This is a genomic window from Pseudomonas sp. NFPP25 (assembly GCF_900116505.1).
GTDB classification, from domain to species: domain Bacteria; phylum Pseudomonadota; class Gammaproteobacteria; order Pseudomonadales; family Pseudomonadaceae; genus Aquipseudomonas; species Aquipseudomonas protegens.
Genome location: NZ_FPBG01000005.1, coordinates 136,008 through 159,936 on the forward strand (window position 1 = coordinate 136,008; position 23,929 = coordinate 159,936).

Genomic DNA, 23,929 nt, shown 5'->3' on the forward strand with positions numbered 1-23,929 from the left:
GAGGGCCTTTTCGCCGGCAAGCCGGCTCCTACAAGGGGGCGTGGCTTGCGCCGAGGAACTTGCTGAGAAACTGTCGGGTGCGTTCGTGCTGGGGGTTGGCGAACAGCGCCTTGGCTTCGCCCTGTTCGACGATCACCCCCTTGTCGAAGAAGATCACCCGGTTGGCCACGTCCCGGGCAAAGCCCATCTCGTGGGTGACGATGACCATGGTGCGTTTCTCTTCGGCCAGGCTGCGGATGGTGGCCAGTACTTCGCCCACCAGCTCCGGGTCCAGGGCCGAGGTGGGTTCGTCGAACAGGATCACCCGCGGTTCCATGGCCAGCGCCCGGGCGATCGCTACCCGCTGTTGCTGGCCGCCGGACAGGCGCCTGGGGTAGGCATCTTCCTTACCTGCAAGCCCGACCTTGGCCAGCAGCGCGCGGCCCAGGGCGACGGCTTGCTCCCGCGGGGTTTTCTTCACCACCAGCGGGCCTTCGATGACGTTCTCCAGGGCGGTGCGGTGGGGGAACAGGTTGAAGTTCTGGAATACGAAGCCCACTTGCTGGCGCAACTGGCGGATCCGGCCCTGCTGATGGCTCAGGGGGATGCTGCTGTCGATGCTGATGTCACCGATGCGGATGCGGCCGCTGGTGGGTTCTTCGAGAAAATTCAGGCAGCGCAGGAAGGTGGTCTTGCCCGAGCCGCTGGGGCCGATGATGGCGACCACTTCGCCTTCCTTGACCTCCAGGTCGATGCCATTGAGCACCGTCTGGCCCTTGAACTGCTTGGTCAGTTTTTCCACCACGATCATGGCTTCAGGACTCCTGGTCGTGCCGATTGACCCGCTCTTCAAGCCGGTTCTGCAGGTGCGCGAGCACGCTGGCGAGAATCCAGTAGATCAGGGCGGCGGCAAGATACATGGTGAAGATTTCGAAGGTGCGGGCGGTGATCAGCTGCGCCTGGCGGAACAGTTCAGGCACCTGGATGGTGGCGGCCAGGGCCGTGTCCTTGACCAGGGAAATGAAGCTGTTGCCCAGCGGCGGCAGGGCCGTGCGCATGGCTTGGGGCAGGATCGCCCGGCGCAGGGTCTGCGCGCGGGTCATGCCGATGCTGGCGGCGGCTTCCCATTGGCCACGTTCGATGGAGCCGATGGCAGCCCTGAGGATTTCACAGGCATAGGCCGCCATGTTCAGGGAGAAACCGATCAGTGCCGCGGGCAGCGGGTCCAGTTCCAGCCCCAGTTGCGGCAGGCCGTAATAGATCACGAAGAGCTGCACCAAGAGCGGCGTGCCGCGAAAGAACGACACGTAGATGCGGGCGATCCAGCTCACCAGGGCCAGGTGTGACAGGCGCATCAAGGCCAGGCCAAAGCCCAGCAGCAGCCCGAAGAACATGCCGCCGAGGCTGAGGATGACCGTGTAGTACGAGCCTTTGAGAAGAAATGGCGCTGATTCCAGCGCCAGTTGCAGGCCTGCTTCCATTATTGGGTGACGTCAGCGTTGAAGTATTTTTCCGAGAGTTTTTTCAACGTGCCGTCCGCCCGCAGTTCCTCGATGGCCTTGTTCACCGCCGCCAGCAGCTCAGGTTCGCCCTTGCGCAGGGCCACGCCGGCTTCCTGGCGGGAGAAGGGTTCGCCGGATACCACCAGGGTGTCCTTGGTTTTCTTGATCAGCTCGAAGGCCGCCAGGCGGTCCACCAGGATGGCTTCGATACGGCCTACGCGCAGGTCCTGGTACTTGGTCGGATCGTCGTCGTAGGTCTTGATGATGGCGGTGGGCACGTTGTCCTTGAGCCACTGCTCGTAGTTGGTGCCCAGGCCCACGCCGACCTTGTGCCCACCCAGGTCGGCGGCGGTCTTGAACTTGCCTTCGTCCTTCTTCTGGGTCAGGGCCTGGATGCCGGAGACGGTATAGGGGATGGAGAAATCGTACTTTTTCTTGCGCTCTTCAGAGATGGTCACCTGGTTCACCACGGCGTCCAGGCGCTTGGACTCCAGGGCGGCGAGAATGCCGTCCCACTTGGTCGGCTGCAGCTTGACCTTGACCCCGAGCTTGTTCGCCAGGGCTTCGGAGAATTCCACCTCGAAGCCGGTCAGCTTGCCGTTTTCGTCCACATAGCTGAACGGTGGGTAGGTGCCTTCCAGGCCGACGTTGATGACTCCGGCATCCTTGATTTTCTGCAGTTGCTCGCCGGCAACCGCTTGCCCCATCAGTCCGGCACCCAAGGCCAGGCCCAGTGTGCCAATCAGCAGATTGCGACGCAGTACGGAAAAATTCATGACAAGCCCCTGTGTGTTTTCTTATGCACGATGCGGGTGGAGTTGCAGGTCAATCGGTGAGGCGCGAACTGTGCTTTATCCTGCCTTAAATGCGCGTGGCGCGTCTCGTGGCAATTGGGCCTGCGGCGCGACTATAAGACGGCATTTATAGGTTTAAAAATAATATAAATTTACTTTGTTATTCATTTTTGTTTGGTTCTCCTCGCACCATCCTTCCGTAGGAGCTGGCTTGCCAGAAAAGGCGGCATCGAGGGCGATGCAAGGCTCGTGGGCCTCTTTGCCGGCAAGCCGGCTCCTACAAAGAACTCCATTGCCCTGACCCCGCAGGAGCTGGCTTGCCAGAGAAGGCGGCATCGAGGGCGATGCAAGGCTTGCGCTGCTACGAGAAGGCGCCGGCGTAGGCGAACAGGGCCGGGGCGCCGCCGGTGTGCAGGAAAATCAGCGGGCCATCGTCGAAGCGCTGGCGACCGACCCCGTCCAGCAGGCCGGCCATGGCCTTGCCGGTGTACACCGGGTCCAGCAACAGGCCTTCCTGGCTGGCCAGCAGCTTGACCGCCGCCAGGGTGCCGGCATTGGGTTCGCCGTAACGGGGGGCGAAGTACTCGTCCCACAACTGCACGTTGAAAGCGTCGGGCAGCTTCACTCCCAGCAGTTCGGCGGTGCGTTCGGCCAGGCCCTGGACCTTGGGCCGCTGGTCCTCGTCGCTGCGGGATACGGTAACGCCGATCACCGGCAGTTGCGGCAGTACTTCGCTCAAGGCCAGGGCCAGGCCGCTGTGGGTGCCGGCGCTGCCGGAGGCCAGGACCACGGCGGCAAATTCCAGGCCGCTGTCTTCGATCTGCTGCGCCAGCTCCAGGCCGGCGCGCACGTAGCCCAGGGCCCCCAGGGCGTTGGAGCCGCCGATGGGCACCAGGTAGGGTTTCTTGCCGTTGCTGCGCAGGCGCGCGGCCAGGGCGTGCAGTTGCTCGTCGGCCTGGTCGAGGTTTTCCACCAGCTCCACCTTGGCGTCGAACAGGTCCAGCAGCAGGCGGTTGCCATTGCCCAGGTAGTTGGGGTCTTGGGTGCCGGTGGGGTTTTCCAGCAGGGCCACGCAGCCCAGCCCCAACTTGGCAGCCAGGGCTGCGGTCTGGCGCACATGGTTGGACTGGATGGCACCGGCGGTGATCAGGGTGTCGGCGCCCTGGGCCAGGGCATCGGCGGCCAGGTATTCGAGCTTGCGCAGCTTGTTGCCGCCCATGGCCAGGGGTGTGCTGTCGTCACGCTTGACGTAGACATCGCGACCGATCCAGGCCGACAGGCGTTCGAGTTTTTCCAGGGCGGTGGTAGACCTGAGCAGGTCGAGACGGTTAAAGCGGGCGAGCTGTTGTTTGATCATGGGGCCGCACGGAACAGGGAAGGTGCAAGGACTATAGGCAGCCCTTTTTGCCCGGGCAACCGCCAATCGCTTATGCGAAAAAGTGCTTGAAGCCAGACAATTAGTTCTTAAGCGCCGCCGTCGCCGGGCGTAAAGTGATCGCCGTTTGCGCGGCCCGATTGTCCGGCCGCCCGAGTAAGGAGTCTTATCGTGAGCGAGCGTTCCAGCCATTGGCAATTGCAGACCATCGTTGGCCAACTGCGTGATGCCCGTGACCAGTGGCGTACCCGCAACGGTCGGGTCAGCGGCGAGCAGGGCGGGCGTGAGCTGCCGTCGCGGGCGGCCATGGCGGAAATCCTCGAGGCCCTGTGCGGTGCCCTGTTTCCCATGCGCCTGGGGCCGGTGGACCTGCGCGAAGAGAGCGAGGATTTCTACGTGGGCCACACCCTGGACGCGGCGCTCAACGCCTTGCTGGCCCAGGCGCGCCTGGAGCTGCGCTATGTGGCCCGGCAGAGCGGCGAGGCCGATGCTGAAGTCAACGCCCGGGCGATCCGCCTGATCCAGGATTTCGCCCTGGCCCTGCCCGGCCTGCGGGTGCTGCTGGACACCGATGTGCTGGCGGCCTATCACGGCGACCCTGCGGCCCGCAGCGTGGATGAGGTGCTGCTGTGCTACCCCGGCATCCTGGCGGTGATTCACCACCGCCTGGCGCACCATCTGTATCGCGCCGGCCTGCCGCTGCTGGCGCGGATCAGCTCGGAAATCGCCCACTCGGCCACCGGCATCGACATCCACCCGGGTGCGCAGATCGGCCGCAGCTTCTTCATCGACCACGGTACCGGCGTGGTGATCGGCGAGACCGCGATCATCGGCGAGCGGGTGCGCATCTATCAGGCGGTGACCCTGGGCGCCAAGCGCTTCCCGGCGGACGAGGACGGCCAGTTGCAGAAGGGCCACCCGCGCCACCCGATCGTCGAGGACGACGTGGTGATCTACGCCGGCGCGACCATCCTGGGGCGCATCACCATCGGCAAGGGCTCGACCATTGGCGGCAACGTCTGGCTGACCCGCAGCGTGCCGGCCGGCTGCAACCTGACCCAGGCCAACCTGCAGCACGACGACGGCTCGCAGAAGTAGGCGCTGGCTTGTGTAGGCGCTGGCTTGCCAGCGAAGGCGTCCCTGAGGGCGATGCAGGGCTTGCCGGCCTATTCGCCGGCAAGCCGGCTCCTACGGGAGAGAGGCCGGCCCGGCAAGGGGCTTTTTCTGCTGAACGATTGCGTTCGACACACGTCATACCCTTCCCTGAGCTAGCGTACAAAAGGTACCGCTGAGCCCTGCGATTAGTCCTGAGCCCCCTATCCATGTTTAACTTGAACGCTTGTTCAAGTTAAACCGGTGGTTCGCTGCCCGCTCACAACAGGAGGCTTGCCTTTGCTGAGTCCGTCTATTTCAGCCATGTTTCATCCCTTCGAGGTGCACCGTTCATGAGTGCACCATCCACCTCCGCGAATGCTTTGATTCGCATGAACCCTCCGGTGTTCTACTTCGCCGCGAGCTTTATCCTGATCTTCGGCGTGGTGGTCATTTCCATGCCGGAACAGGCCGGCGCCTGGCTGCTGGCGGCGCAAAACTGGGCGGCCAATACGGTCGGCTGGTACTACATGCTGGCGATGACCCTGTACCTGGTCTTCGTGGTGGTCACCGCCTTGTCCGGCTACGGCAAGATCAAGCTCGGTGCCGACCACGACGAACCCGAGTTCAGTTACCTGTCCTGGGCCGGCATGCTGTTCGCCGCCGGGATCAGCATCACGCTGTTCTTCTTCTGCGTTTCCGAGCCCCTGACCCACATGCTGCAACCGCCCCAGGGCGAGGCCGGCACCGCCGAGGCGGCGCGCCAGGGCATGCAGCTGCTGTTCCTGCACTGGGGCCTGCACGGCTGGGGCGTGTTCGCCTTCGTCGGCATGGCCCTGGCGTACTTCGCCTATCGGCACAACCTGCCGCTGGCCCTGCGTTCGGCGCTGTACCCGCTGATCGGCAAGCGCATCAACGGCCCTATCGGCTACGCGGTGGATGGCTTCGGCATCATCGCCACGGTGTTCGGCCTGGGCGCCGACATGGGCTTTGGCGTACTGCACCTGAACTCCGGCCTCGACTACCTGTTCGGCATCGCCCACACCCAGTGGATCCAGGTTGGCCTGATCACCCTGATGATGGGCGCGGCGATCATTGTCGCGGTGTCCGGGGTCGACAAGGGCGTGCGGGTGATGTCCGACATCAACATGCTGCTGGCGGTGGCGCTGCTGCTGTTCGTGCTGTTCGCCGGGCCCACCCAGCACCTGCTCAACACCCTGATCCAGAACCTGGGCGACTACCTGGGCGCCTTGCCCACCAAGAGCTTCGACGTCTACGCCTACAACAAGCCCAGCGACTGGCTGGGCGGCTGGACGGTGTTCTACTGGGCCTGGTGGATTGCATGGTCGCCGTTCGTGGGCCTGTTCATCGCGCGGATTTCCCGTGGCCGGACCATTCGTGAGTTCGTCTTCGGCGTGCTGTTGATTCCCCTGGGCTTCACCCTGGCGTGGATGTCGATCTTCGGTAACAGCGCCATCGACCAGGTGCTCAACCACGGTATGAGCGCCCTGGGCATGTCGGCTATCGACAACCCGTCGATGACCCTCTACCTGCTGCTGGAAACCTACCCCTGGAGCAAGACCGTGATTGCGGTCACGGTGTTCATCAGCTTCGTGTTCTTCGTCACCTCGGCGGATTCCGGCACCGTGGTGCTCTCGACCCTGTCGGCCAAGGGCGGCAACGCCGATGAAGACGGGCCGAAATGGCTGCGGGTGTTCTGGGGCGCGATGACCGCCCTGGTCACCAGTGCGCTGTTGTTCGCCGGCAGCATCGACTCGCTGAAGTCGGCGGTGGTGCTGACCTCGCTGCCGTTCTCGCTGATCCTGCTGTTGATGATGTGGGGGCTGCACAAGGCGTTCTACCTGGAATCCCAGCGGCGCATCGCCCAGTTGCATTCCCTGGCGCCGGTTGCACCTTCGCGGCGGGGCAAGGGCGGCTGGCGCCAGCGCCTGAGCCAGGCGGTGCATTTCCCGTCACGGGATGAGGTGTATCGCTTCCTCGACCAGACAGTGCGCCCGGCCATCGAAGAGGTGACCGCGGTGTTCGTCGAGAAGGGCTTGAACGTGGTGACCCAGCCCGACCCGGCCAACGACAGCGTGAGCCTGGAAATCGGCCATGGCGACCAGCACCCGTTCATCTACCAGGTGCAGATGCGCGGTTACTTCACCCCGTCCTTCGCCCGTGGCGGCATGGGGCCCAAGGAGCTGCGCAACCGCCGTTACTACCGGGCCGAGGTGCATCTGGCCGAGGGCAGTCAGGATTACGACCTGATGGGCTACACCAAGGAGCAGATCATCAACGACATCCTCGACCAGTACGAACGCCATATGCAGTTCCTGCATCTGGTGCGCTGAGCCGTTCGCTCAGGCCTTGGTGAGCAACAGGTAGAACACCAGGGCCAGCACCGGCACGGCAAACACCAGGCTGCCGACCGCCAGCTCCGAACGCAGGGGCTGGTGGGCGGTGACCATGCCCACCGCACCGTTGATGACCGTCAACGCCAGCCACAGCCCCGAGAAGCCATAGCCCAGGGTCTGGCGGCTGAAACCCAGTCGCTCGCCGATAAACAGCACCAGTGCCAGCAGGATCAGGCCAAAGGTGATGATGATGGTGGTGTGCATGATGGGTACTCCCCGGGAGCCGGTGTGCCGGCGCATATATCGAGCATAGGCGTCAAACCAGCCCGCCATTGGCCCGCAGGATCTGCCCGTTGACCCAGGCCGCCGCCGGGCTCGCCAGGAAGCTGATGATGCTGGCGATATCCTCCGGCTGCCCCAGGCGTTCCAGGGGCGGCATCCTGGCGAAGCTGGCCACCTGCTCGGCAGTCTTGTCCTTGAGGAACAGTTCGGTGGCCACCGGCCCCGGCGCCACGGCATTGACCGTGATCTGGCGCCCGCGCAGCTCCTTGGCAAACACCTGGGTCAGGGATTCCACCGCCGCCTTGCTGGCGATGTACACCGCGTAGCCCGGCAGGTTGAGGCCGACGGTGCTGCTGGAGAAATTGACGATACGGCCGCCGTCATTCAGGCGCCCGGCGGCTTCGCGCAGGGTGTTGAAGGTACCGCGAGTGTTGATGGCGAAGGTCTGCTCGTAGAGCTCGTCGCTGTGCTCGGCCAGGGGCAGCACCTTGAGGATGCCGGCGTTGTTGATCAGCACATCGACCTTGCCCAGTTGGGTCTCGGTCTCTTCGAACAGCCGGCGCACATCGCTGGCGCTGGCCACGTCGGCCTTGACCGCTATGGCCCGGTGCCCGGCCTGGCGCAGTTCCACCACCAGCCGGGAAGCTTCCTCGCTGCTGCTGGCGTAGTTGATCGCCACGGCGTAACCCTCCTTGGCCAACTGGCGGGCGATCACTGCGCCTATGCCTCGGGAGGCTCCGGTGACAATGGCGACTTTTGCGGCTTGAGCGGTCATGGGGTCAGTCCTTCATGGAGGTTGAACGGCTTGTCTGGGCAACAGGTTCACGGATTTACCGTGCTGGATAAATACGCCAGAGTTGCCTTGACTGTTCAATATTCGCCAACAATCGAGCTTCTGGAGCCTCCTGTGGACCAAGTCAAAGGGATGAAAGTGTTCGTAAGGATCTACGAGCGCAGCAGCTTCACTCTAGCCGCCGATGACCTGAACCTGCCCCGGGCGACCCTGACCCACACCCTCAACCAGTTCGAGGCCTGGCTCGGCACCCGGCTGCTGGAGCGCAGCACCCGCCGGGTACGCCCGACTCTGGATGGCCAGGCCTATTACCCCCGTTGCGTGCAACTGCTGGCGGAGCTGGAAGAGGCTGAACTGGCGTTTCGTACTGTGGAGCCCCATGGGCGCTTGCGGGTGGACATGCACGGCACCCTGGCCAAGCACTTCGTGATCCCGCGGCTGGGGGAGTTCATGCAACGTTATCCACAGATCGAACTGGCCATCAGCGAGGCCGACCACTTTGTCGACCTGGTCGCCGAGGGCGTGGACTGCGTGCTGCGTGCCGGCAACCTGGAAGGCTCCTCGCTGATTGCCCGGCGGGTGGCGAACCTGCAGCAGGTGACCTGCGCCAGCCCCGCCTACCTGGCGCGATACGGCGAACCGCAGAGCCTGGACGAACTCGGCGCGCATCGGGCGGTGAACTACGTTTCGCGTACCGCCACCCGCTCGTTCCCCTTCGAGTTCCTGGTCGAGGGGCAGGTGCGCGAAGTGGCCATCGATGGCGCCTTGTCGGTGTTCGGTGCGCAGATCTACGGCGCCTCGGCCCTGGCGGGGCTGGGGATCATCCAGTGTCCGCGTTATCACGTGGCGCGGCAGATCGAGCAGGGGTCGATGCGCGAGATTCTCTGTCACACGCCGCCCCCGGCAATGCCGGTGTCGGTGGTCTACCCCCACAGTCGGCACATGTCGCCGCGGGTGCGGGTATTTGTCGACTGGCTGGCGCAGGTGTTTACCGAGGCGCATTGACGCCCCCGCTGGCACGCCATGCGCAGGAGCTATGGGCCGCCAGCGTATTGATCAACCCAGTGGATCACCTGGACAACCCCGACTACGCCGGTGGCGTATGGGGCGCTGCGCGAGCTCTCTGCCTGAGGGGCAATGGGCTCAACTGCTTTCGCGCTCGATCAGCCGGCATTGCAGCAGGTTCAGGCGTTGCACCGTGCCTGCCACTGGCAGCACTCCCAGGCTCTCCAGCACCCGGGTCGCGGCCAGTACGCCGATCTGAAGCGCCGGTGGCTGGATGGTGCTCAGGCTGGGCAGCAGCATCTGCGCAAAGGGATAGTCGCCAAAGCCCAGCACCGCACATTCCTCGGGGATCTTCAGCCCGGCTCGTTGCCCCGCCAGCAGGCCGCCGGCCGCCAGGTTGTCGTTGGCGAAGATGATCGCGTCGGGGCGTTCCGGGCTGCCCATCAGCGCTTCCATGGCCTGTTTGCCGGCCTCGAAGGGCGCGCGGTCGGCATCCGGGGCAAACACCCGGGGCGCCAGCCCCAACTCGGCCAGCGTTGCCAGATAGCCGTCGCGCCGCTCCAGGGCACTGAAGTCTCCGGGGGCGCTGTTCTGCACGAAGGCGATGCGCCGGTAGCCTTTGGCGTGCAGGTGGCGAGCGGCCGTGACCCCTACCTGAAAGTGCGAAAAGCCGATCTGCAGCGGTTGGCGCTGGGGCTGGTAGTCCCAGGTTTCGATCACCGGGATCTCGGTGTCGGCGAGCATCTTTTCCGTGCCCGGGCTATGGAAGTGGCTGGTCAGTACCAGGGCTGCCGGCGACCAGCCGAGAAAGGCCCTTACCGCGCTCTCCTCCTGCCTTGCGTCGAAGTAGCTGGAAGCCAGCAGCAGTTGGTAGCCATGGCGGCTGAGGGTGTCGCTGAAGCCCTGGATGGTCTGGGCGAAAATCGGCCCGGAAATGTTCGGGATGACCATGGCGACAATCCGCCCGCGGGCCGAGGCCAGCCCGCCGGCCACCAGGTTCGGTACATAGCCGAGTTCGGCGACCACCGCGGCGATGCGTTCACGGCGCTCGGGGGAAACACTGTCGGGCTGGTTGAAATAGCGCGAAACGGTGATCGCCGACACCCCGGCCTGGCGCGCCACGGTGTTCAGGGTTACGCGGCCGGCGCCGCGGCGCTTGCGGCCAGGCGCTTGGTCAGAGCTCATGAGCGCATTCCTTTGGCTGAACAAAAAGGCATATAAAAGTAATTTTTCAGTATTGGACGCTCTATCAGGAGCCTGTCGATACTGGCGATGTTAGCGCTAACAAAGCGCCATGTCTGCTACTCGCTCGAGCGAATGCCCAAGACAGTTTTCAGGCGCTGCCGGCACAGATCGGCAGCGGTTCGGGGCATTTTTCAGCAGGTGCAGCATGCAGAACTTTCTTGGGGAACAGCACAGTCTCACGCAGTCGATCCGTGGTGCCACGCCATTGCGACCCCATCTGGGCTGGTTGCTGGCGGGGCTGGCCGCCTTGCCGCTGCCGGCGGCTTATGCCGCTGGCAGCGGCGCCAGCGCACAGGATCAGGAACCGACCCTGAAGTCGGTGACCGTCACCGCCACCCGCCGCGAGGAATCGCTGCAGAAAGTCCCGGTGGCGGTCTCGGTAGTGGAGGGCGAGCAACTGGAGCGGGATAACCGCAACGGCGTTGCAAGCATCGTGCAGCAGGTGCCATCGCTGAACTTCCGCACGGGTGCCTCGAACAAGGACACCTCGCTGTTCATCCGTGGCGTGGGCACCATTTCCACCTCACCGGGGGTGGAGCCGACGGTGGCGACGGTGATCGACGGCGTGGTCTACGGCCGCCCCGGCCAGGCCACCCTGGACCTGCTGGATCTGGAACGGATCGAAGTCCTGCGCGGGCCCCAGGGCACCCTGTTCGGCAAGAACGCCTCGGCCGGGGTGCTGAATGTCATCACCAAGGCGCCTACGGCCGAGACTCATGGCTACATCGACCAGGCCTACTACAGCGGCAATGAAAGCCGCACCCGTTTCGGCATTGGCGGCAGCCTGATTCCCGACACCCTCAAGGGCTCGCTCACCACCTTGTTCGGCAGTTACGACGGCAATGTGGATAACCGCCACAACGGCCAGGAGGTCAACGGCTACAACCGCAAGGGCGTGCGCGGCAAGCTGGAGTTCACCCCCAGCGAGGACCTCAAGTTCACCTTCGCGGCGGACTACATGCAATCCCATGATGACGCCCCCAACGGGGTGGTGAGCAAGGCCCTGACACCCGCCTTCGCCAATGCCCTGAACCCCGTGCGCGCCAGCAGCGACAACCGGGACATCAACACCGACACCCGTACCCATGTGGACGATATCAACAAGGGCCTTTCCGGCCAGCTGGACTGGAGCCTGGGCGACTACACCCTGACCTCGATCACCGCCTGGCGCGGCTGGAACAATACCCAGTACCAGGACGGCGACCGTCTTGGCACGGTCACTGCGGCTTTCCCCGGGACCGCCGACAAGGGTGACCTGGACTACAACCAGTACTCGCAGGAGCTGCGCCTGGCATCGCCCAAGGGGCAGTTCCTGGAGTACGTCGGCGGCCTGTTCTACATGCACGGCAAGGATGAAGAAACCTACCAGCGCACCCTGACCACGACCACCGGCGCCAACCGGGGCATTGCCGACTACAGCACCACCAACGACAGCTACGCGGTATTTGGCGAGAGCACCCTGAATTTCACCGAGGACTTTCGTGGCATCGCCGGCCTGCGCTGGACCCACGATGACCTGAAGTACGATCACCGCCGGGTCTCGACTTCGGCGACCACGGTCAGCGGTATCCAGCCGGGCACCCAGAGTTCCGGCTCGGTGGACGAGGATGGCTGGTCCGGGCGCCTGGGCCTGCAATATGACCTCAGCGCCACGGTCACCAGCTACCTGACCTATTCCCGGGGCTACAAGGGCCCGGCCTACAACGTGTTCTTCAACATGCAGCCGCGGGACACCCAAGCACTGAAACCCGAAACCTCCAACACCTGGGAGGTGGGGATCAAGGCCAGCAGCTGGAACAACCGGCTGACCACCAACCTCGCGGTGTTCCACAGCGAATACGACAACTACCAGGCCAACTTCTTCGACACCGTGGCCGGGCAGGTAGTGACCCGCCTGATCAATGCCGGGAGCGTCAGCAGCGAGGGCGTGGAACTGGATTACGCCCTGCAGGCCACCCAGCAACTGAAGTTCTCCGGGGCCCTGGCCTACACCCGGGCGCGCATCGACGAATTCGCCTGCCCGGCGGGCGCGGCGGCTTCGTGCAATGTCAACGGCAAGCCGTTGCCCTTCAGCCCGGACTGGAAAAGCTACGTGCGCGCCGACTACAGCATTCCCCTGGATAACGGCCTGGATATCGAGTTGGGCACTGACTACAGCTGGCAAAGCGAAGTGCAGTACGACATCAGCCAGAACCTCGACACCCGGCAGGGCGCCTACGGCATCTGGAACGCCAGCATTGCCCTGGCCGACTACAACGATGGCTGGCGCGTGGCATTGCTGGGCAAGAACCTTGCCGACAAGTCCTATTCGCCCCTGCTGGCCAGTGGCGGCAACTACATCTACCGCGCCGTGCCCCGGGATGACGAACGTTATTTCGGCGTGCAGTTGCGCAAGGATTTCTGATGCCCTGCCGTTGTAGGAGCCGGCTTGCCGGCGAATGGGTCGGCGAGCTGGGAGCATGTCCCGAGGGCGCTTTCGCTGGCAAGCCAGCTCCTACAGCGGGCTTTGGCGGTGCCCTTTTTGCAGCATGAAACAAGGAGTGATCCATGTCCCGTTCCACTCGCCAGCTCAAGCTCGGCGCCTTTCTCATGGCCACCGGTCACCACGTTGCCGCCTGGCGTCATCCGGATGTTCCGGCCCAGGCAGGGCTGGATTTTGCCGTCTATAAAGAACTGGCGCAGATCGCCGAAGCCGCGCGCTTCGATGCACTGTTCGTCGCCGACAGCCTGGCAGCCCCTACCGGCCCCATCGCCAGCCGCATGGCCCGCTCCGATTACTTCGAACCCTTGACGTTACTGGCGGCCCTGGCGGCCGTGACCGAGCGGATAGGGCTAATTGCCACTAGCACTACGAGCTATAACGTACCGTACCACGTAGCACGTAAATTCGCGTCGCTTGACCATCTTTCAGGTGGTCGGGCGGGGTGGAACCTGGTGACTTCCGACAATGCCGCCGAAGCGCGGAATTTCGGTCGGGAGGAACATTTTGGGCACGCGGAACGTTATCGCAGGGCCCGGGAGTTCCATCGGGTGGTCACCGGGCTCTGGGACAGCTGGGAGGACGACGCCTTTGTCCGCGACAAGGCCAGTGGCAAGTATTTCGACCCAGACAAGCAGCATTTACTGGACCATCGCGGTGAATTCTTCCAGGTCAAAGGGCCATTGAATGTGGCGCGCCCACCCCAGGGATACCCGGTGATCGTCCAGGCCGGTTCTTCCGAGAGCGGTCGTGAGCTGGCGGCCCAGACCGCCGAAGTGGTATTCACCGCCCAGCCTTCCATGGCCGCCGCGCAGGCCTTCTATGCCGACCTGAAAGGACGCCTGAAGCAGTACGATCGTAGTACGCAATCCCTGAAAATCATGCCTGGGGTATTCGTGGTGGTGGGGGACAGCGAAAGTCAGGCCCGGGAAAAGTTCGAAGCCTTCCAGGACCTGGTGGAGCCCGAAGTGGGCGTGGCCCTGTTGGGGAGGATGCTGGGCAACTTCGACTTGTCCGGCTACCCGCTGGATGCACCGTTGCCGGCGCTGCCACTGACCGAGAGCGGCCAGCAGAGCCGCCAGCAATTGCTCACCGAGCTGGCCGGCAAGGACAACCTGACCCTGGCCCAGCTGGGGCGCAGGATTGCCGGTGGCCGTGGGCACTACAGCCTGATCGGTACGCCCGGGCAGATAGCCGACGAACTGCAAGCCTGGTTCGAGGAGGGCGCGGCCGATGGTTTCAATGTGCTGGTGCCGCATCTCCCTGGTGGGCTACGGGACTTTGCCGGCGGGGTGATTCCGGAACTGCAGCGGCGCGGGCTGTTCAGAACTGAATACGAGGGCCGAACCCTGCGGGAAAACCTGGGGTTGGCGCGACCGAAAAATCAGTTTGTGTGACAACGCGGCTGGCGCAGGGGCCGGCTTGCCAGCGAAGGCGCTCGTGGTGGCCAAGGCTTGCGGGCCTTTGGCCGGCAAGCCGGCTCCTACCCTGGGGCGCTTTGATCGACGTTAGTCGTTTTGGAAAGACCTGACTCAGAGAGGATTCGATGACTTACATAGCTGCTGAAAACCGCTACGACTCCATCCCCTATCGCCGTGTCGGCCGCAGTGGCCTGGTACTGCCGGCGCTGTCCCTGGGGCTGTGGCACAACTTTGGCGACAGCACGCCGATCGACACCCAGCGTGCCTTGCTGCGCACCGCCTTCGACCTGGGGATCAACCACTTCGACCTGGCCAACAACTACGGCCCGCCCTACGGCAGCGCCGAAATCAACTTCGGCCGCCTGCTGCGTGAAGACTTCAAGGCCTATCGCGATGAATTGATCATCTCCAGCAAGGCCGGTTGGGACATGTGGCCCGGGCCTTACGGCCAGGGCGGCGGTTCGCGCAAGTACGTGCTGGCCAGCCTCGACCAGAGCCTGCAGCGCCTGGGCCTGGACTATGTGGATATCTTCTATTCCCACCGCTTCGACCCGGATACGCCGCTGGAGGAAACCGCCAGCGCCCTGGCCACCGCCGTGCAGCAGGGCAAGGCGCTGTATATCGGTATTTCTTCCTATTCGGGGGCCAAGACCCGGGAAATCGCCGCGTTGCTCAAGGAGTGGAAGGTGCCGCTGCTGATCCATCAACCGGCCTACAACATGCTCAACCGCTGGGTCGAGAAGGACCTGCTGGATACCACCGAGGAACTCGGCGCCGGGGTCATCGCCTTTACGCCGCTGGCCCAGGGCCTGCTTACCGACAAGTACCTCAATGGCATTCCCGAGGATGCGCGGGTCAATCGTCCGGGGGGCGGCTCGTTGCAGGCTTCGCACTTGTCGGAGGCCAATATCGCCCATGTCCGCGCGCTCAACGAGATCGCCAAGAACCGCGGCCAGAGCCTGGCGCAACTGGCCCTGGCCTGGACCCTGCGCGACCCGCGGGTGACCTCGGCGCTGATCGGTGCCAGCCGGCCGGAGCAGATCGTCGAGAACGTCGGGGCGTTGCAGAACTTGAGCTTCAGTGTCGAGGAACTGGCGGAAATCGATCATTTCGCCAAAGAAGGGCGCATCAACCTGTGGGAAAAACCTTCGACGGCAGAGTGAGGTAAATCTGCCCCTGCACCGATAAAACAGCCCCCGGCAGAGCGATCTGCCGGGGGCTGTTGGCTTTGCCGCCTGGAGCGGGGCGGCAGGCGTCGTTACCTGGTCGTGCTGCTGACTTTCAAGGAAGACGGATTGCCGGCCACGGTGCGGTCCTGGGGATCATCGAGGTCGACCTTGGCGGTCACCGACAGGCCCGGCCGCAGGCGTTCGAGGCCGGACTGGTTGGCGTCGAAGCGAATGCGCACCGGCACCCGCTGGACGATCTTGGTGAAGTTGCCGGTGCCCGGTTCGAAGGGCAGCAGGGCAAAGGTCGAGCCTGAACCCGGAGCCAGGCTTTCCACGGTGCCGGTGATGCTGACGCCTGGCAGGGCATCGATCTTGATCTGCGTCGATTGCCCCGGGTACATGTGCTGGGTCTGGGTCTCCTTGAAGTTGGCCAGTACATAGAGGTCATGCAGCGGCACCAGGGTCAGCAGGCGCGAACCCGGTTGCACGTAATCGCCGACCTGGATCTGCCGATTGCCGACGGTGCCGTCCATCGGTGCATAGATGGTGGTGTGGCGCAGGTCCTGCTGGGCCAGTTCCAGCCGCGCCTTTGCGGTTACCACCTTGGCCTTGGCCATCTGCAATTGCGCTTGCAGGCGTTGCCGTTGCGCGGTGGTGACCGCAAGGTCGTTCTCCGCCACTTGCAACATGGCCTGGGCGTAGGCCAGGCCTTGTTCGGCGGAGATGGCCTGGGTGCTGTATTTCTCCACCTCGTTGCGCGCCACGGCGCCGGTGGTGACCAGGGTATCGAAGCGATTGCGCTCCGCACCGGCACGCTTGGATTCGGCCTGGTTGGTGCGGATCGAGGTGCGCGCCGCCTGCACGCGGGCACTGGCCAGGCGCTGCTCGGCGTCCTGGATGGTCAGCGCGGCCTCGGCCAGGGCGACCTGTGCCTGGTTGTCCGCCAGATCGCCTTCGGCCAGGGATACCCGGCTGTCGAACTCTTCGCTGTTGATGCGTACCAGGGGCTGCCCGGCGGTGACGTTCTGGTGATCCTTGACCAGCACCTCTGTCACCAGGCCATGGACCCGCGGCGCGACGGAGGTCGCATCGGCGGCGATGTAGGCATCGTCCGTGGCCTGTGTCGACGGCGCCATCAGCACCCAGCCAACACCGACTGCTACCAATGTCAGGGCGATAGCGCCGGCGATCAGCGGGCGCTTGGAACGCTTGCGCGGCTTCTCGGACTCTTGGGCGGCTTGCAGGATGGCGTTCTGAGTCTGGGTGCTCTGCTCCATGTTGAAGCTCCATGCTGTTTTGAATTACGATCATAATATTCACATGTCGGTCGCAATACTACAGGGAAGTACCTACCGTGACGACAAGCGCAACTGACCTCTCCGAAGCGGGTGCCCAGCCCGGCCAACAGTCCACTAAGCGCAAGTTTCTGGTCTTCACGATCATGGCTTTCGGCATGTTCATGGCGCTGATCGACATCCAGATCGTGGCGGCCTCGCTCAACGACGTGCAGGCCGGGCTCAGTGCCGGCCCTGATGAAGTGAGCTGGGTGCAGACCGCCTATCTGATTGCCGAACTGATCATGATTCCCTTCTCGGCGTTTCTCGCCCAGGCGATTTCCACCCGCTGGCTGTTCGCTGCCAGCGCGGCGTTCTTTACCCTGTTCAGCGTGGGTTGCGGGATGGCCTGGAACATCGAGTCGATGATCGTGCTGCGGGCCCTGCAAGGCTTTGCCGGCGGGGCGATGGTGCCCACGGTATTCGCCGTGGGGTTCGTGTTGTTCGAAGGCAAGCAGCGGGCGATGGTCCCGGCAATCCTTGGCATGACCGCGGTGCTGGCACCGACCCTGGGCCCCACGGTGGGCGGCCTGGTGACCTTCTACCTGGACTGGCGCTGGATCTTCTTCATCAACGTGCTGCCGGGGCTGGTGATCTGCATCGGCGCGGCGTTGCTGATCGATGTGGATCGCCCGGACCTGTCCATGCTGCGGCGTATCGACTGGCTGCATTTCGTCGCCATGGCGCTGGCCCTGGGGTGTTTTGAATACGTGCTGGAGGAGGGGCCGCGCAAGGACTGGTTCAGCGATACCGGGATCGTCATCGCGGCCTGGGTGTCCCTTGTGTCCTTTGGTTTGTTCATCGAGCGCTCGTTGTATTCGAACAACCCGATCGTGTCCCTGGTGCCGTTTCGCGACCGCACCTTTTCCATTGCCTGCCTGTTGAACCTGGTGATCGGTTTTGGCCTTTATTCGTCGACCTACCTGGTGCCGGTGTTTCTTGGCCGGGTGCGTGGCTTCGATAGCCTGGAAATCGGCACCACGGTTTTTGTCGTGGGCATCGGGCAGTTGGTCAGTACGATTATTGCAGCCCGAGCCTCGGAAAAAGTTGATCGGCGCCTGATCATCTCGGTGGGTTTCCTCGGCCTGGCGCTGAGCCTGTGGCTGACTTCCCGGGTCACCTCCAACTGGGGATTCGATGAGTTGCTGGTGCCGCAGGTGGCGCGTGGGCTGTTCCTGATGCTGTGCATCGTGCCGAGCGTGAACATGGCCTTGAGTTCGTTCCAGGGGGTTGAACTGCGCCAGGCCTCCGGGCTGTTCAACCTGATGCGCAACCTGGGCGGCGCCATTGGTATTGCTACGGTCAACACCTGGCTGCAGGACGATGCCCGGACTCAGGTCCTGCGCCTGTCCGAGTCGCTGGGGAGCAAGGCTGTCGCTGCCCAGGAACTCATGGGCCAACTGGCGCTGAAGATTGCCGCCGATACACCGGATGCCAGCCACGCTTTCCTGATGGCTCAGGGCATTCTCGGCCGCCTGGTGGGGCGTGAAGCGCTGACCCTGGCCTTTGGCGATGTGTTCCGCCTGATGGCGATGATGTTCGTGGTGGCGTTGTTGCTGGTGCCGTTGTGCAAGGTGCCCCCGGCCGCGCCAGGCGCAGCCGAGGAGGAGAAGTGATAAGCAGCTGGGGCCTAGATGATCGGCGGCCCGGAGCGTGTCTTGCGCAACTGGCTGGGGGTGCAGCCCATGTTTTTCCACATCAGGCGGCGTAGAGCGGTGGAATCGGCATAGCCCACTTTGAAAGCAACTTCTTCAATGCTCATATTGGTGGTTTCCAATAAGCTTTGAACATGTTGCAGGCGAACTTTCTGAATGAAGGCCATGGGCGGTTTTCCCGTGGCGCTACGAATTCTGCGGGATAAGGTCTTCTCGGTTATACGCAAATGTTCGGCAATGGTGCTCAGTGGCGGAACGTTGGGCAGGCAATCCTCGATGAACTTCTCCATTAACAAAACTTCACGGTTTTCCGTTTGCAAGTTGGACAGGGCCATGTAGTGATATTGCGCCGGTCGACCATCTATCAACAGATAACGCATGGTCAATTCAGCAATCTGATTGCCCATCTTATTACGCAATATGTAGAGCATTAGATCCATTTGCGACATGCCTGCGCCTGCTGTAATCATATTTCCGTCATGAATAAGCATGCGTTTTGTGTCGAGTATCGCTTCGGGATAACGCTCTTTGAAAGTTTCATACAGTTGCCAATGAGTGGTGACCGTATGCCCCTCCAGAACCCCCGCCTCACCCAGGACGAAAACTGCTGAACAGGACGCCGCCGTCTGCTGCCCGCGGCGGTGATGGTCATGCACCAACTGGCTGAGCTTGCGGATATCGGCGTGCCCGAGCCGGGTGATCAGTTCGCTGGACAGGCTGAGCCCAGGCAGCCTTTTTTCCCGGCGACAGCCAAAGAAATCCAGCTCCTGGGTGTTCTCCAGCCCCAGTCCCGGGATCACCAGCATGCTGCCTTCGATGGCCTGGACCTTGTCCAGTGGCTGGGCATCCAGGCGCATGCCGTTGCGCATGCGAACCGATTCGCTGCTGCCGATAATCTTCCAGGTGATGGTTGGCCGGCCCATGACTTCGGCGACCTGGTTAGCTGTTCGCAGCACATCCAGGGTGATCGCGACACTCGATCCCATGGCACCTTCCAGCGCAATAAGCGTGAGCACATCCATGTCCATTTTCTCCCTGTAAGTGTCCATTTGTGCATTAGCAAAATATACAAGCTGGTGGCAGACTTCTCAACGCATCCAGATTTCACTTTCCTGCCCACGCTATTCCCTGTGGGACATAAAAAAATATGCATTCATCAAGTGAATGCGTTGCTCTGTCAATAAAATGACATCTTTGTCTACTGCCTAGTAAGAGCTCCCCTTCTTAGGGGCGTTTGTTCGGTTCCTTAGTGCTGAAAATAATAAACGACCTTCAGGTCAATATATGGCTCTCCATTTAAAAAGGATTTTGAATGAACTACGCCGTGCCTCGTGATTATCTTAATGATGTCAATCCAGCCATCTCAGCGCATGTAGCAGTTGATGATCTGCCGTTGGCTGAAGTCCCGGGCATCGAATGTTTAAGTTCGGTTACCGAAGTACTGGCCTATCGCGCATGGCGGCAACCCGATGCCATTGCCTTCATCCATCTGCTCGATGGCGAGCGGGAGGAGGCGTCGATCAGCTACGCCGAACTGTGGAAGCGTAGTCAACGATTGGCCGCCGCGCTGCAGATCTTCGAGCCCCGTGAAAAACGGGTGCTGATGCTGTTCGAGACCGGTATCGACTACATCGTTTCACTGTTCGGCCTGCTGCTGGCCGGTGCCGTGGCGATCCCGGCCTTTCCCCCAGTGGGGACCCGGGGGCTGGAGCGGCTGGCACTGATCTGCGCTGATGCCCATCCGCAACTGGTGCTCACCAGCTCGCGCTTCATGCGGTCCCAGGAGCGGGTCAACGCTCTGCTCCAGGGTGATTTGCCCGTGCCCCAGTGGGTTGACCCGGAGCAGTTGGCCGAGGCGGATTCATCCTGGCGCGGGCAGGCGCTCGCCCACGGCCAACTGGCCCTGCTGCAATACACCTCGGGCTCCACCTCGGCGCCCAAGGGCGTGATGCTGACCCACGACAACCTCTACAGTAATTGCCGCAGTGCCAGCCAGTGGATGGGCCCGGCCAGGAATCGCGTGGGTTGCAGCTGGCTGCCGCCCTATCACGACATGGGCCTGATGGGCGGAATCCTGCAGCCGATCTTCGATGCCTTCCCTACCGTGCTCATCAGCCCCGGGCACTTTGTCCAGCGACCGCTGCGCTGGCTGGATGCGGTGTCCAGGTACGGCGCCGACGTCACCATCGCGCCCAACTTCGCCTTCGACCTGTGTGTCGAAAACATCACCGACGAGGAACTGGCAGAGCTCGACCTGAGCAAGCTCAAGGCTATCTATTGCGGGGCCGAGCCGGTGCGCCAGAGCACCCTGGCGCGCTTCTCCGAACGTTTTGCCGCCGCCGGCTTCAACCCGGCGGCCCTGGGCCCCTGCTACGGGTTGGCCGAGGCCACCGTACTGGTCTCGGGCAAGCGCCACGATGAGCCGGCGTTCAATACCCAGGTGGATCGGGACCAACTCGCCAGTGGCACCCTGGCCATCGTCGATGCCGAGGATGCCCGGGCCCTGCCGCTGGTCAGTAGCGGCAGGGTCGCCCCGGGCCTGCGCGTGGCGATTGTCGACCCTGTCAGCCTGCAGCCGGTGGCGGACGGCCAGATCGGCGAGATCTGGGTCCAGGGCGACAACGTGGGCGCCGGCTACTGGGGCAAGGAAGCGCTGAGCCAGCAGGTGTTTCGCGCCAGCCTGCCGGGCATCCATGGGCGTTTCATGCGCACCGGCGATCTTGGCGCGCTGCACCGCGATGAGCTGTTCGTCACCGGGCGCCTCAAGGACCTGATCATCATTGCCGGGCGCAACCTGTATCCCCAGGACCTGGAGCTGGCGGTGGAAAGCGCCGACCCGCGCATCCGCAGCAACGGCTGCGTGGCGGTGGGCATCGATAACGGCCAGCAGGAACAACTGGCGATCGTGGCCGAGGTCAAGCGCAGCGAGAAACTCGATGAAGCCCAGCAGGAACAGCTGCGCCAGGTGATCACCAGTGCGCTGGTCAGCCAGTTCGGCGTGGCCCCGGCGCGCATCCACCTGGCGCCCATGGGCGGCATTCCACTGACCACCAGTGGCAAGGTCCAGCGCCAGGCCACCCGCAAGGCCCTGCTCAACGACACGCTGGCGCGCTATGGCGCCAGTCGCGCGGCTGCGGCACCTACCCTTAAAACTGCTACGGATGCCCTGTCATGACGGCCATGAATCCTCATATCGACCGCACCGGCCAGCGCGAGCGGCAATTGGCCTGGCTGACGGTCGCAACTCCGGCAGTGGGCACCGTGGTGGCCCTGGTGCTGGCCTGGCATCAGGGCATCGGCTGGCTGGAAATCGGCGCGCTGGCCAGCATGTACCTGCTGACCGCCCTGGGAGTGGAAGTGGGCATGCACCGGTTCTTTTCCCACCATGCGTTCAAGGCCGGCCCGGTGATCACCGCATTCTTCGGCATCGCCGGTTCGATGGCGGCGCAGGGCCCGATCCTGTTCTGGGCGGCGACCCATCGCCAGCACCACGCCTTCACCGACAAGGAAGGCGACCCGCATTCGCCGCGCCCGCTCAAGGCGGGTTTTATCGGCAATATCCAGGGCTGGTGGCACGCTCACCTGGGCTGGCTGTTCAGCCTGCGCAAGCAGAACTGGAGCCAGTTCGTGCCGGACCTGCTGCGCGATCGACTGATCATGCAGATCAACCAGCGCTACTACCTGTGGATCATCCTCGGCCTGCTGCTGCCCAGCCTGGCATGCGGGCTGATAACCCGCAGCTGGGAGGGCGCGCTCAGCGGCCTGCTGTGGGGCGGCTTCGTGCGGATCTTCCTGGTGGACCACGCCACCTGGTGCATCAACTCCTTTGCCCACCGGGTTGGCGGCCGCGACCACAAGACCCGGGATACCAGCCGCAACGTGTTCTGGCTGGCGATTCCGACGGTAGGGGGCGGTTGGCACAACAACCACCATGCCTTCCCGGCGCTGGCCCATGCCGGCCTGAAACCCTGGCAGTTGGATATTGGCGGCCTGTTCATCGAGCTGCTCGCCCTCTGCGGCCTGGCCTGGGATGTCAAACGGCCCGGCCCGACCGTGGCTGCAGAACCTTCAGAAAGCTGATTGCCGGTCCCTACCTCACAGGAAGCAATTCATGGACGAGATACTCACCAACACAGCGACACCAGAGGTCGGCGGGGTTGCCCAGCTGAGCCCGAGTGCGGCCAGGACCAAGGCGCGGATCGCGCTGGCAGTCATGCTGGTGCCCCTGTTCGGGACCTTCGAGGCAATCCGGCTATGGTTCACCGGCCAGGTCCATGCCCTGGATTTCATCCTCTTCGCGGTGTTCTACGCGGTGCAGATGTTCGGGGTTTCCATGGGCTACCACCGTTACCTGGCCCATCGTGCGTTCAAGACCTCGCGGCTGATGAGCAGCCTGATGCTGATCGCCGGTTGCATGGCGGCCCAGGGACCGATCCTGTTCTGGGTCACCACCCATCGCCGGCACCACACCTACAGCGACCAGCACGGTGACCCGCATTCCCCCAACCTCATGGGCCAGAGCCGCTGGCAACGGGCCAAGGGGCTGTGGCATGCGCACATGCCGTGGATGCTGGCCCCGGACATGTCGAGCTGGAACTTCTTCGCCCCGGACATCCTGCGCGACCGCCGGCTGTTCTTCTACAACCAGACCTACCTGTTCTGGGTGGCCCTGGGGGTAATCCTGCCAGGGGTGATCGGCGGGCTGGTCAGCCAGAGCTGGTCCGGTGCCTGGAGCGGCCTGATCTTCGGCGGCCTGGCGCGGATCTTCGTCGCCAACCAGGCGGCCTGGTGTGTGGGCTCCATCTGCCACCGCTACGGCGCTCGCCCGTTCGTGACCCACGACCAGAGCACCAACAACTGGATCGTGGCCTTCCTCACCTTTGGCGAGGGGCTGCAAAACAATCACCACGCATTCCCTGCCTGGTACCGGCATGGCGTGCACTGGTGGGAGCCCGACCTGTCGGGCTGGACACTGGCGTTAATGGGCAAGCTGAGACTGGTCTCAGACCTGCGTTCCCCGTCCCAGGCAATGATCGACAAAGTCCGCAAGCGCCAGGCCTCGTCCTGAAACGCCCAATCGGCTGATCGTATTAACCACCTCACTCATCAAGGAAGATCCTATGTCCAATTTCATCTCCAATTTGCTGAGCACTCTGAGCTTCTCAGAGAAAAAACAGGCGGCGGTCGAACTCAACGAGGACAGCATCAAGCATTGGCTGGTGCAGAAGATGGGCGCGCTCTTGAAGATCGATCCTTCCCAGGTCGATACCGCCCGCAGCTTCGAGTCCTACGGCCTCGATTCGCTGGTAGCGGTGAAGGTGGCGGGTGACCTGGAGAAGTTCATGGAGCAGCGCCTGTCGCCGGCCCTGCTGTTCGAATACTCCAGCATCGATGACCTGTCCAAATACCTGGCCAATGAACTGACCACATCCGAAGTTTGACTTCGC

20 protein-coding genes are annotated in these 23,929 nt (G+C 63.2%); 11 read left to right on the plus strand and 9 right to left on the minus strand.

Annotation, left to right across the window (positions count from 1 at the left end):
• Positions 1 to 28 precede the first annotated feature (28 nt).
• The 4 genes from tcyN to BM382_RS20630 all read right to left on the minus strand — a co-directional run bounded on the left by tcyN (position 29) and on the right by BM382_RS20630 (position 3,632).
• Positions 29 to 790 carry an L-cystine ABC transporter ATP-binding protein TcyN gene (gene tcyN, locus BM382_RS20615; RefSeq protein ID WP_011058626.1) on the minus strand — a complete coding sequence of 254 codons (762 nt, stop codon included), beginning with the start codon at positions 788 to 790 and terminating at the stop codon, positions 29 to 31.
• 4 nt (positions 791 to 794) lie between these two features.
• Positions 795 to 1,460 carry a cystine ABC transporter permease gene (gene tcyL, locus BM382_RS20620; RefSeq protein WP_072443782.1) on the minus strand — a complete coding sequence of 222 codons (666 nt, stop codon included), beginning with the start codon at positions 1,458 to 1,460 and terminating at the stop codon, positions 795 to 797.
• The gene (tcyJ, locus tag BM382_RS20625; RefSeq protein WP_011058628.1) at positions 1,460 to 2,257 is read right to left on the minus strand and encodes a cystine ABC transporter substrate-binding protein; all 798 of its coding nucleotides are present in this window, start codon (positions 2,255 to 2,257) and stop codon (positions 1,460 to 1,462) included. The genes tcyL and tcyJ overlap by 1 nt, the downstream gene beginning before the upstream one ends.
• Positions 2,258 to 2,636: 379 nt before the next feature.
• Positions 2,637 to 3,632, minus strand: coding sequence for a D-cysteine desulfhydrase (locus BM382_RS20630; RefSeq protein ID WP_072443783.1), 996 nt, complete (start codon positions 3,630 to 3,632; stop codon positions 2,637 to 2,639).
• 189 nt (positions 3,633 to 3,821) lie between these two features.
• On the opposite strand from BM382_RS20630, the gene epsC reads away from it, so the two are divergent.
• Together epsC and betT are read left to right on the plus strand one after the other, a co-directional pair.
• The gene (gene epsC / locus BM382_RS20635) at positions 3,822 to 4,748 is read left to right on the plus strand and encodes a serine O-acetyltransferase EpsC (protein WP_011058630.1); all 927 of its coding nucleotides are present in this window, start codon (positions 3,822 to 3,824) and stop codon (positions 4,746 to 4,748) included.
• 386 nt (positions 4,749 to 5,134) lie between these two features.
• Positions 5,135 to 7,096, plus strand: coding sequence for a choline transporter BetT (betT, locus tag BM382_RS20640; RefSeq protein WP_161466434.1), 1,962 nt, complete (start codon positions 5,135 to 5,137; stop codon positions 7,094 to 7,096).
• A 9-nt stretch (positions 7,097 to 7,105) separates the two neighbouring features.
• Here betT and BM382_RS20645 read toward each other — a convergent pair whose 3' ends face one another.
• Both BM382_RS20645 and BM382_RS20650 read right to left on the minus strand, forming a co-directional pair.
• Complete coding sequence (locus BM382_RS20645; RefSeq protein WP_015633747.1) at positions 7,106 to 7,363, minus strand: hypothetical protein; 258 nt, start codon at positions 7,361 to 7,363, stop codon at positions 7,106 to 7,108.
• 52 nt (positions 7,364 to 7,415) lie between these two features.
• Positions 7,416 to 8,156, minus strand: a complete 741-nt coding sequence (locus BM382_RS20650; protein WP_019094920.1) for an SDR family oxidoreductase — start codon at positions 8,154 to 8,156, stop codon at positions 7,416 to 7,418.
• A gap of 132 nt (positions 8,157 to 8,288) precedes the next feature.
• On the opposite strand from BM382_RS20650, the gene BM382_RS20655 reads away from it, so the two are divergent.
• Positions 8,289 to 9,179: a LysR family transcriptional regulator gene (locus BM382_RS20655; RefSeq protein ID WP_011058633.1), complete on the plus strand. Its 891-nt coding sequence runs from the start codon at positions 8,289 to 8,291 to the stop codon at positions 9,177 to 9,179.
• Between the two features lie 138 nt (positions 9,180 to 9,317).
• On the opposite strand, the gene BM382_RS20660 is transcribed toward BM382_RS20655, so the two are convergent.
• Positions 9,318 to 10,364 carry a LacI family DNA-binding transcriptional regulator gene (locus BM382_RS20660; protein ID WP_011058634.1) on the minus strand — a complete coding sequence of 349 codons (1,047 nt, stop codon included), beginning with the start codon at positions 10,362 to 10,364 and terminating at the stop codon, positions 9,318 to 9,320.
• Between the two features lie 205 nt (positions 10,365 to 10,569).
• Here BM382_RS20660 and BM382_RS20665 point away from each other — a divergent pair, with 205 nt between their 5' ends.
• The 3 genes from BM382_RS20665 to mgrA all read left to right on the plus strand — a co-directional run bounded on the left by BM382_RS20665 (position 10,570) and on the right by mgrA (position 15,487).
• Complete coding sequence (locus tag BM382_RS20665) at positions 10,570 to 12,828, plus strand: TonB-dependent receptor (RefSeq protein WP_011058635.1); 2,259 nt, start codon at positions 10,570 to 10,572, stop codon at positions 12,826 to 12,828.
• Positions 12,829 to 12,971: 143 nt separating this feature from the next.
• Positions 12,972 to 14,300 carry an LLM class flavin-dependent oxidoreductase gene (locus tag BM382_RS20670; protein ID WP_019094918.1) on the plus strand — a complete coding sequence of 443 codons (1,329 nt, stop codon included), beginning with the start codon at positions 12,972 to 12,974 and terminating at the stop codon, positions 14,298 to 14,300.
• Positions 14,301 to 14,449: 149 nt separating this feature from the next.
• The gene (mgrA, locus tag BM382_RS20675) at positions 14,450 to 15,487 is read left to right on the plus strand and encodes an L-glyceraldehyde 3-phosphate reductase (RefSeq protein WP_011058637.1); all 1,038 of its coding nucleotides are present in this window, start codon (positions 14,450 to 14,452) and stop codon (positions 15,485 to 15,487) included.
• Positions 15,488 to 15,582: 95 nt separating this feature from the next.
• Here mgrA and BM382_RS20680 read toward each other — a convergent pair whose 3' ends face one another.
• Positions 15,583 to 16,770, minus strand: a complete 1,188-nt coding sequence (locus tag BM382_RS20680; protein ID WP_011058638.1) for an HlyD family secretion protein — start codon at positions 16,768 to 16,770, stop codon at positions 15,583 to 15,585.
• 77 nt (positions 16,771 to 16,847) lie between these two features.
• Here BM382_RS20680 and BM382_RS20685 point away from each other — a divergent pair, with 77 nt between their 5' ends.
• Positions 16,848 to 18,443 carry a DHA2 family efflux MFS transporter permease subunit gene (locus BM382_RS20685; RefSeq protein ID WP_011058639.1) on the plus strand — a complete coding sequence of 532 codons (1,596 nt, stop codon included), beginning with the start codon at positions 16,848 to 16,850 and terminating at the stop codon, positions 18,441 to 18,443.
• Positions 18,444 to 18,457: 14 nt separating this feature from the next.
• On the opposite strand, the gene BM382_RS20690 is transcribed toward BM382_RS20685, so the two are convergent.
• Positions 18,458 to 19,504 (minus strand): GlxA family transcriptional regulator, encoded by a 1,047-nt coding sequence (locus BM382_RS20690; RefSeq protein WP_011058640.1) that lies wholly within the window; start codon positions 19,502 to 19,504, stop codon positions 18,458 to 18,460.
• A 371-nt stretch (positions 19,505 to 19,875) separates the two neighbouring features.
• On the opposite strand from BM382_RS20690, the gene BM382_RS20695 reads away from it, so the two are divergent.
• The 4 genes from BM382_RS20695 to BM382_RS20710 are packed head-to-tail and all read left to right on the plus strand — an operon-like array spanning position 19,876 to position 23,923.
• Positions 19,876 to 21,657, plus strand: a complete 1,782-nt coding sequence (locus BM382_RS20695; RefSeq protein WP_019095745.1) for a fatty acyl-AMP ligase — start codon at positions 19,876 to 19,878, stop codon at positions 21,655 to 21,657.
• The gene (locus tag BM382_RS20700) at positions 21,654 to 22,562 is read left to right on the plus strand and encodes an acyl-CoA desaturase (RefSeq protein ID WP_015633759.1); all 909 of its coding nucleotides are present in this window, start codon (positions 21,654 to 21,656) and stop codon (positions 22,560 to 22,562) included. Before BM382_RS20695 ends, BM382_RS20700 begins: the two co-directional genes overlap by 4 nt.
• 31 nt (positions 22,563 to 22,593) lie before the next feature.
• Positions 22,594 to 23,550: an acyl-CoA desaturase gene (locus BM382_RS20705; RefSeq protein ID WP_015633760.1), complete on the plus strand. Its 957-nt coding sequence runs from the start codon at positions 22,594 to 22,596 to the stop codon at positions 23,548 to 23,550.
• A gap of 52 nt (positions 23,551 to 23,602) precedes the next feature.
• Positions 23,603 to 23,923, plus strand: coding sequence for an acyl carrier protein (locus BM382_RS20710; RefSeq protein WP_011058644.1), 321 nt, complete (start codon positions 23,603 to 23,605; stop codon positions 23,921 to 23,923).
• Positions 23,924 to 23,929 lie beyond the last annotated feature (6 nt).

Bases quoted from the DNA above. Each gene is read 5' to 3' on its own strand.
- betT (WP_161466434.1), top strand. From the start codon at position 5,135: ATGAACCCTCCGGTGTTCTACTTCGCCGCGAGCTTTATCCTGATCTTC.
- BM382_RS20645 (WP_015633747.1), bottom strand. From the start codon at position 7,363: ATGCACACCACCATCATCATCACCTTTGGCCTGATCCTGCTGGCACTG.
- BM382_RS20700 (WP_015633759.1), top strand. From the start codon at position 21,654: ATGACGGCCATGAATCCTCATATCGACCGCACCGGCCAGCGCGAGCGG.
- BM382_RS20705 (WP_015633760.1), top strand. From the start codon at position 22,594: ATGGACGAGATACTCACCAACACAGCGACACCAGAGGTCGGCGGGGTT.
- BM382_RS20680 (WP_011058638.1), bottom strand. From the start codon at position 16,770: ATGGAGCAGAGCACCCAGACTCAGAACGCCATCCTGCAAGCCGCCCAA.
- BM382_RS20660 (WP_011058634.1), bottom strand. From the start codon at position 10,364: ATGAGCTCTGACCAAGCGCCTGGCCGCAAGCGCCGCGGCGCCGGCCGC.
- tcyN (WP_011058626.1), bottom strand. From the start codon at position 790: ATGATCGTGGTGGAAAAACTGACCAAGCAGTTCAAGGGCCAGACGGTG.
- mgrA (WP_011058637.1), top strand. From the start codon at position 14,450: ATGACTTACATAGCTGCTGAAAACCGCTACGACTCCATCCCCTATCGC.
- tcyL (WP_072443782.1), bottom strand. From the start codon at position 1,460: ATGGAAGCAGGCCTGCAACTGGCGCTGGAATCAGCGCCATTTCTTCTC.
- BM382_RS20690 (WP_011058640.1), bottom strand. From the start codon at position 19,504: ATGGATGTGCTCACGCTTATTGCGCTGGAAGGTGCCATGGGATCGAGT.
- BM382_RS20670 (WP_019094918.1), top strand. From the start codon at position 12,972: ATGTCCCGTTCCACTCGCCAGCTCAAGCTCGGCGCCTTTCTCATGGCC.
- BM382_RS20650 (WP_019094920.1), bottom strand. From the start codon at position 8,156: ATGACCGCTCAAGCCGCAAAAGTCGCCATTGTCACCGGAGCCTCCCGA.
- BM382_RS20630 (WP_072443783.1), bottom strand. From the start codon at position 3,632: ATGATCAAACAACAGCTCGCCCGCTTTAACCGTCTCGACCTGCTCAGG.
- BM382_RS20665 (WP_011058635.1), top strand. From the start codon at position 10,570: ATGCAGAACTTTCTTGGGGAACAGCACAGTCTCACGCAGTCGATCCGT.
- tcyJ (WP_011058628.1), bottom strand. From the start codon at position 2,257: ATGAATTTTTCCGTACTGCGTCGCAATCTGCTGATTGGCACACTGGGC.
- BM382_RS20710 (WP_011058644.1), top strand. From the start codon at position 23,603: ATGTCCAATTTCATCTCCAATTTGCTGAGCACTCTGAGCTTCTCAGAG.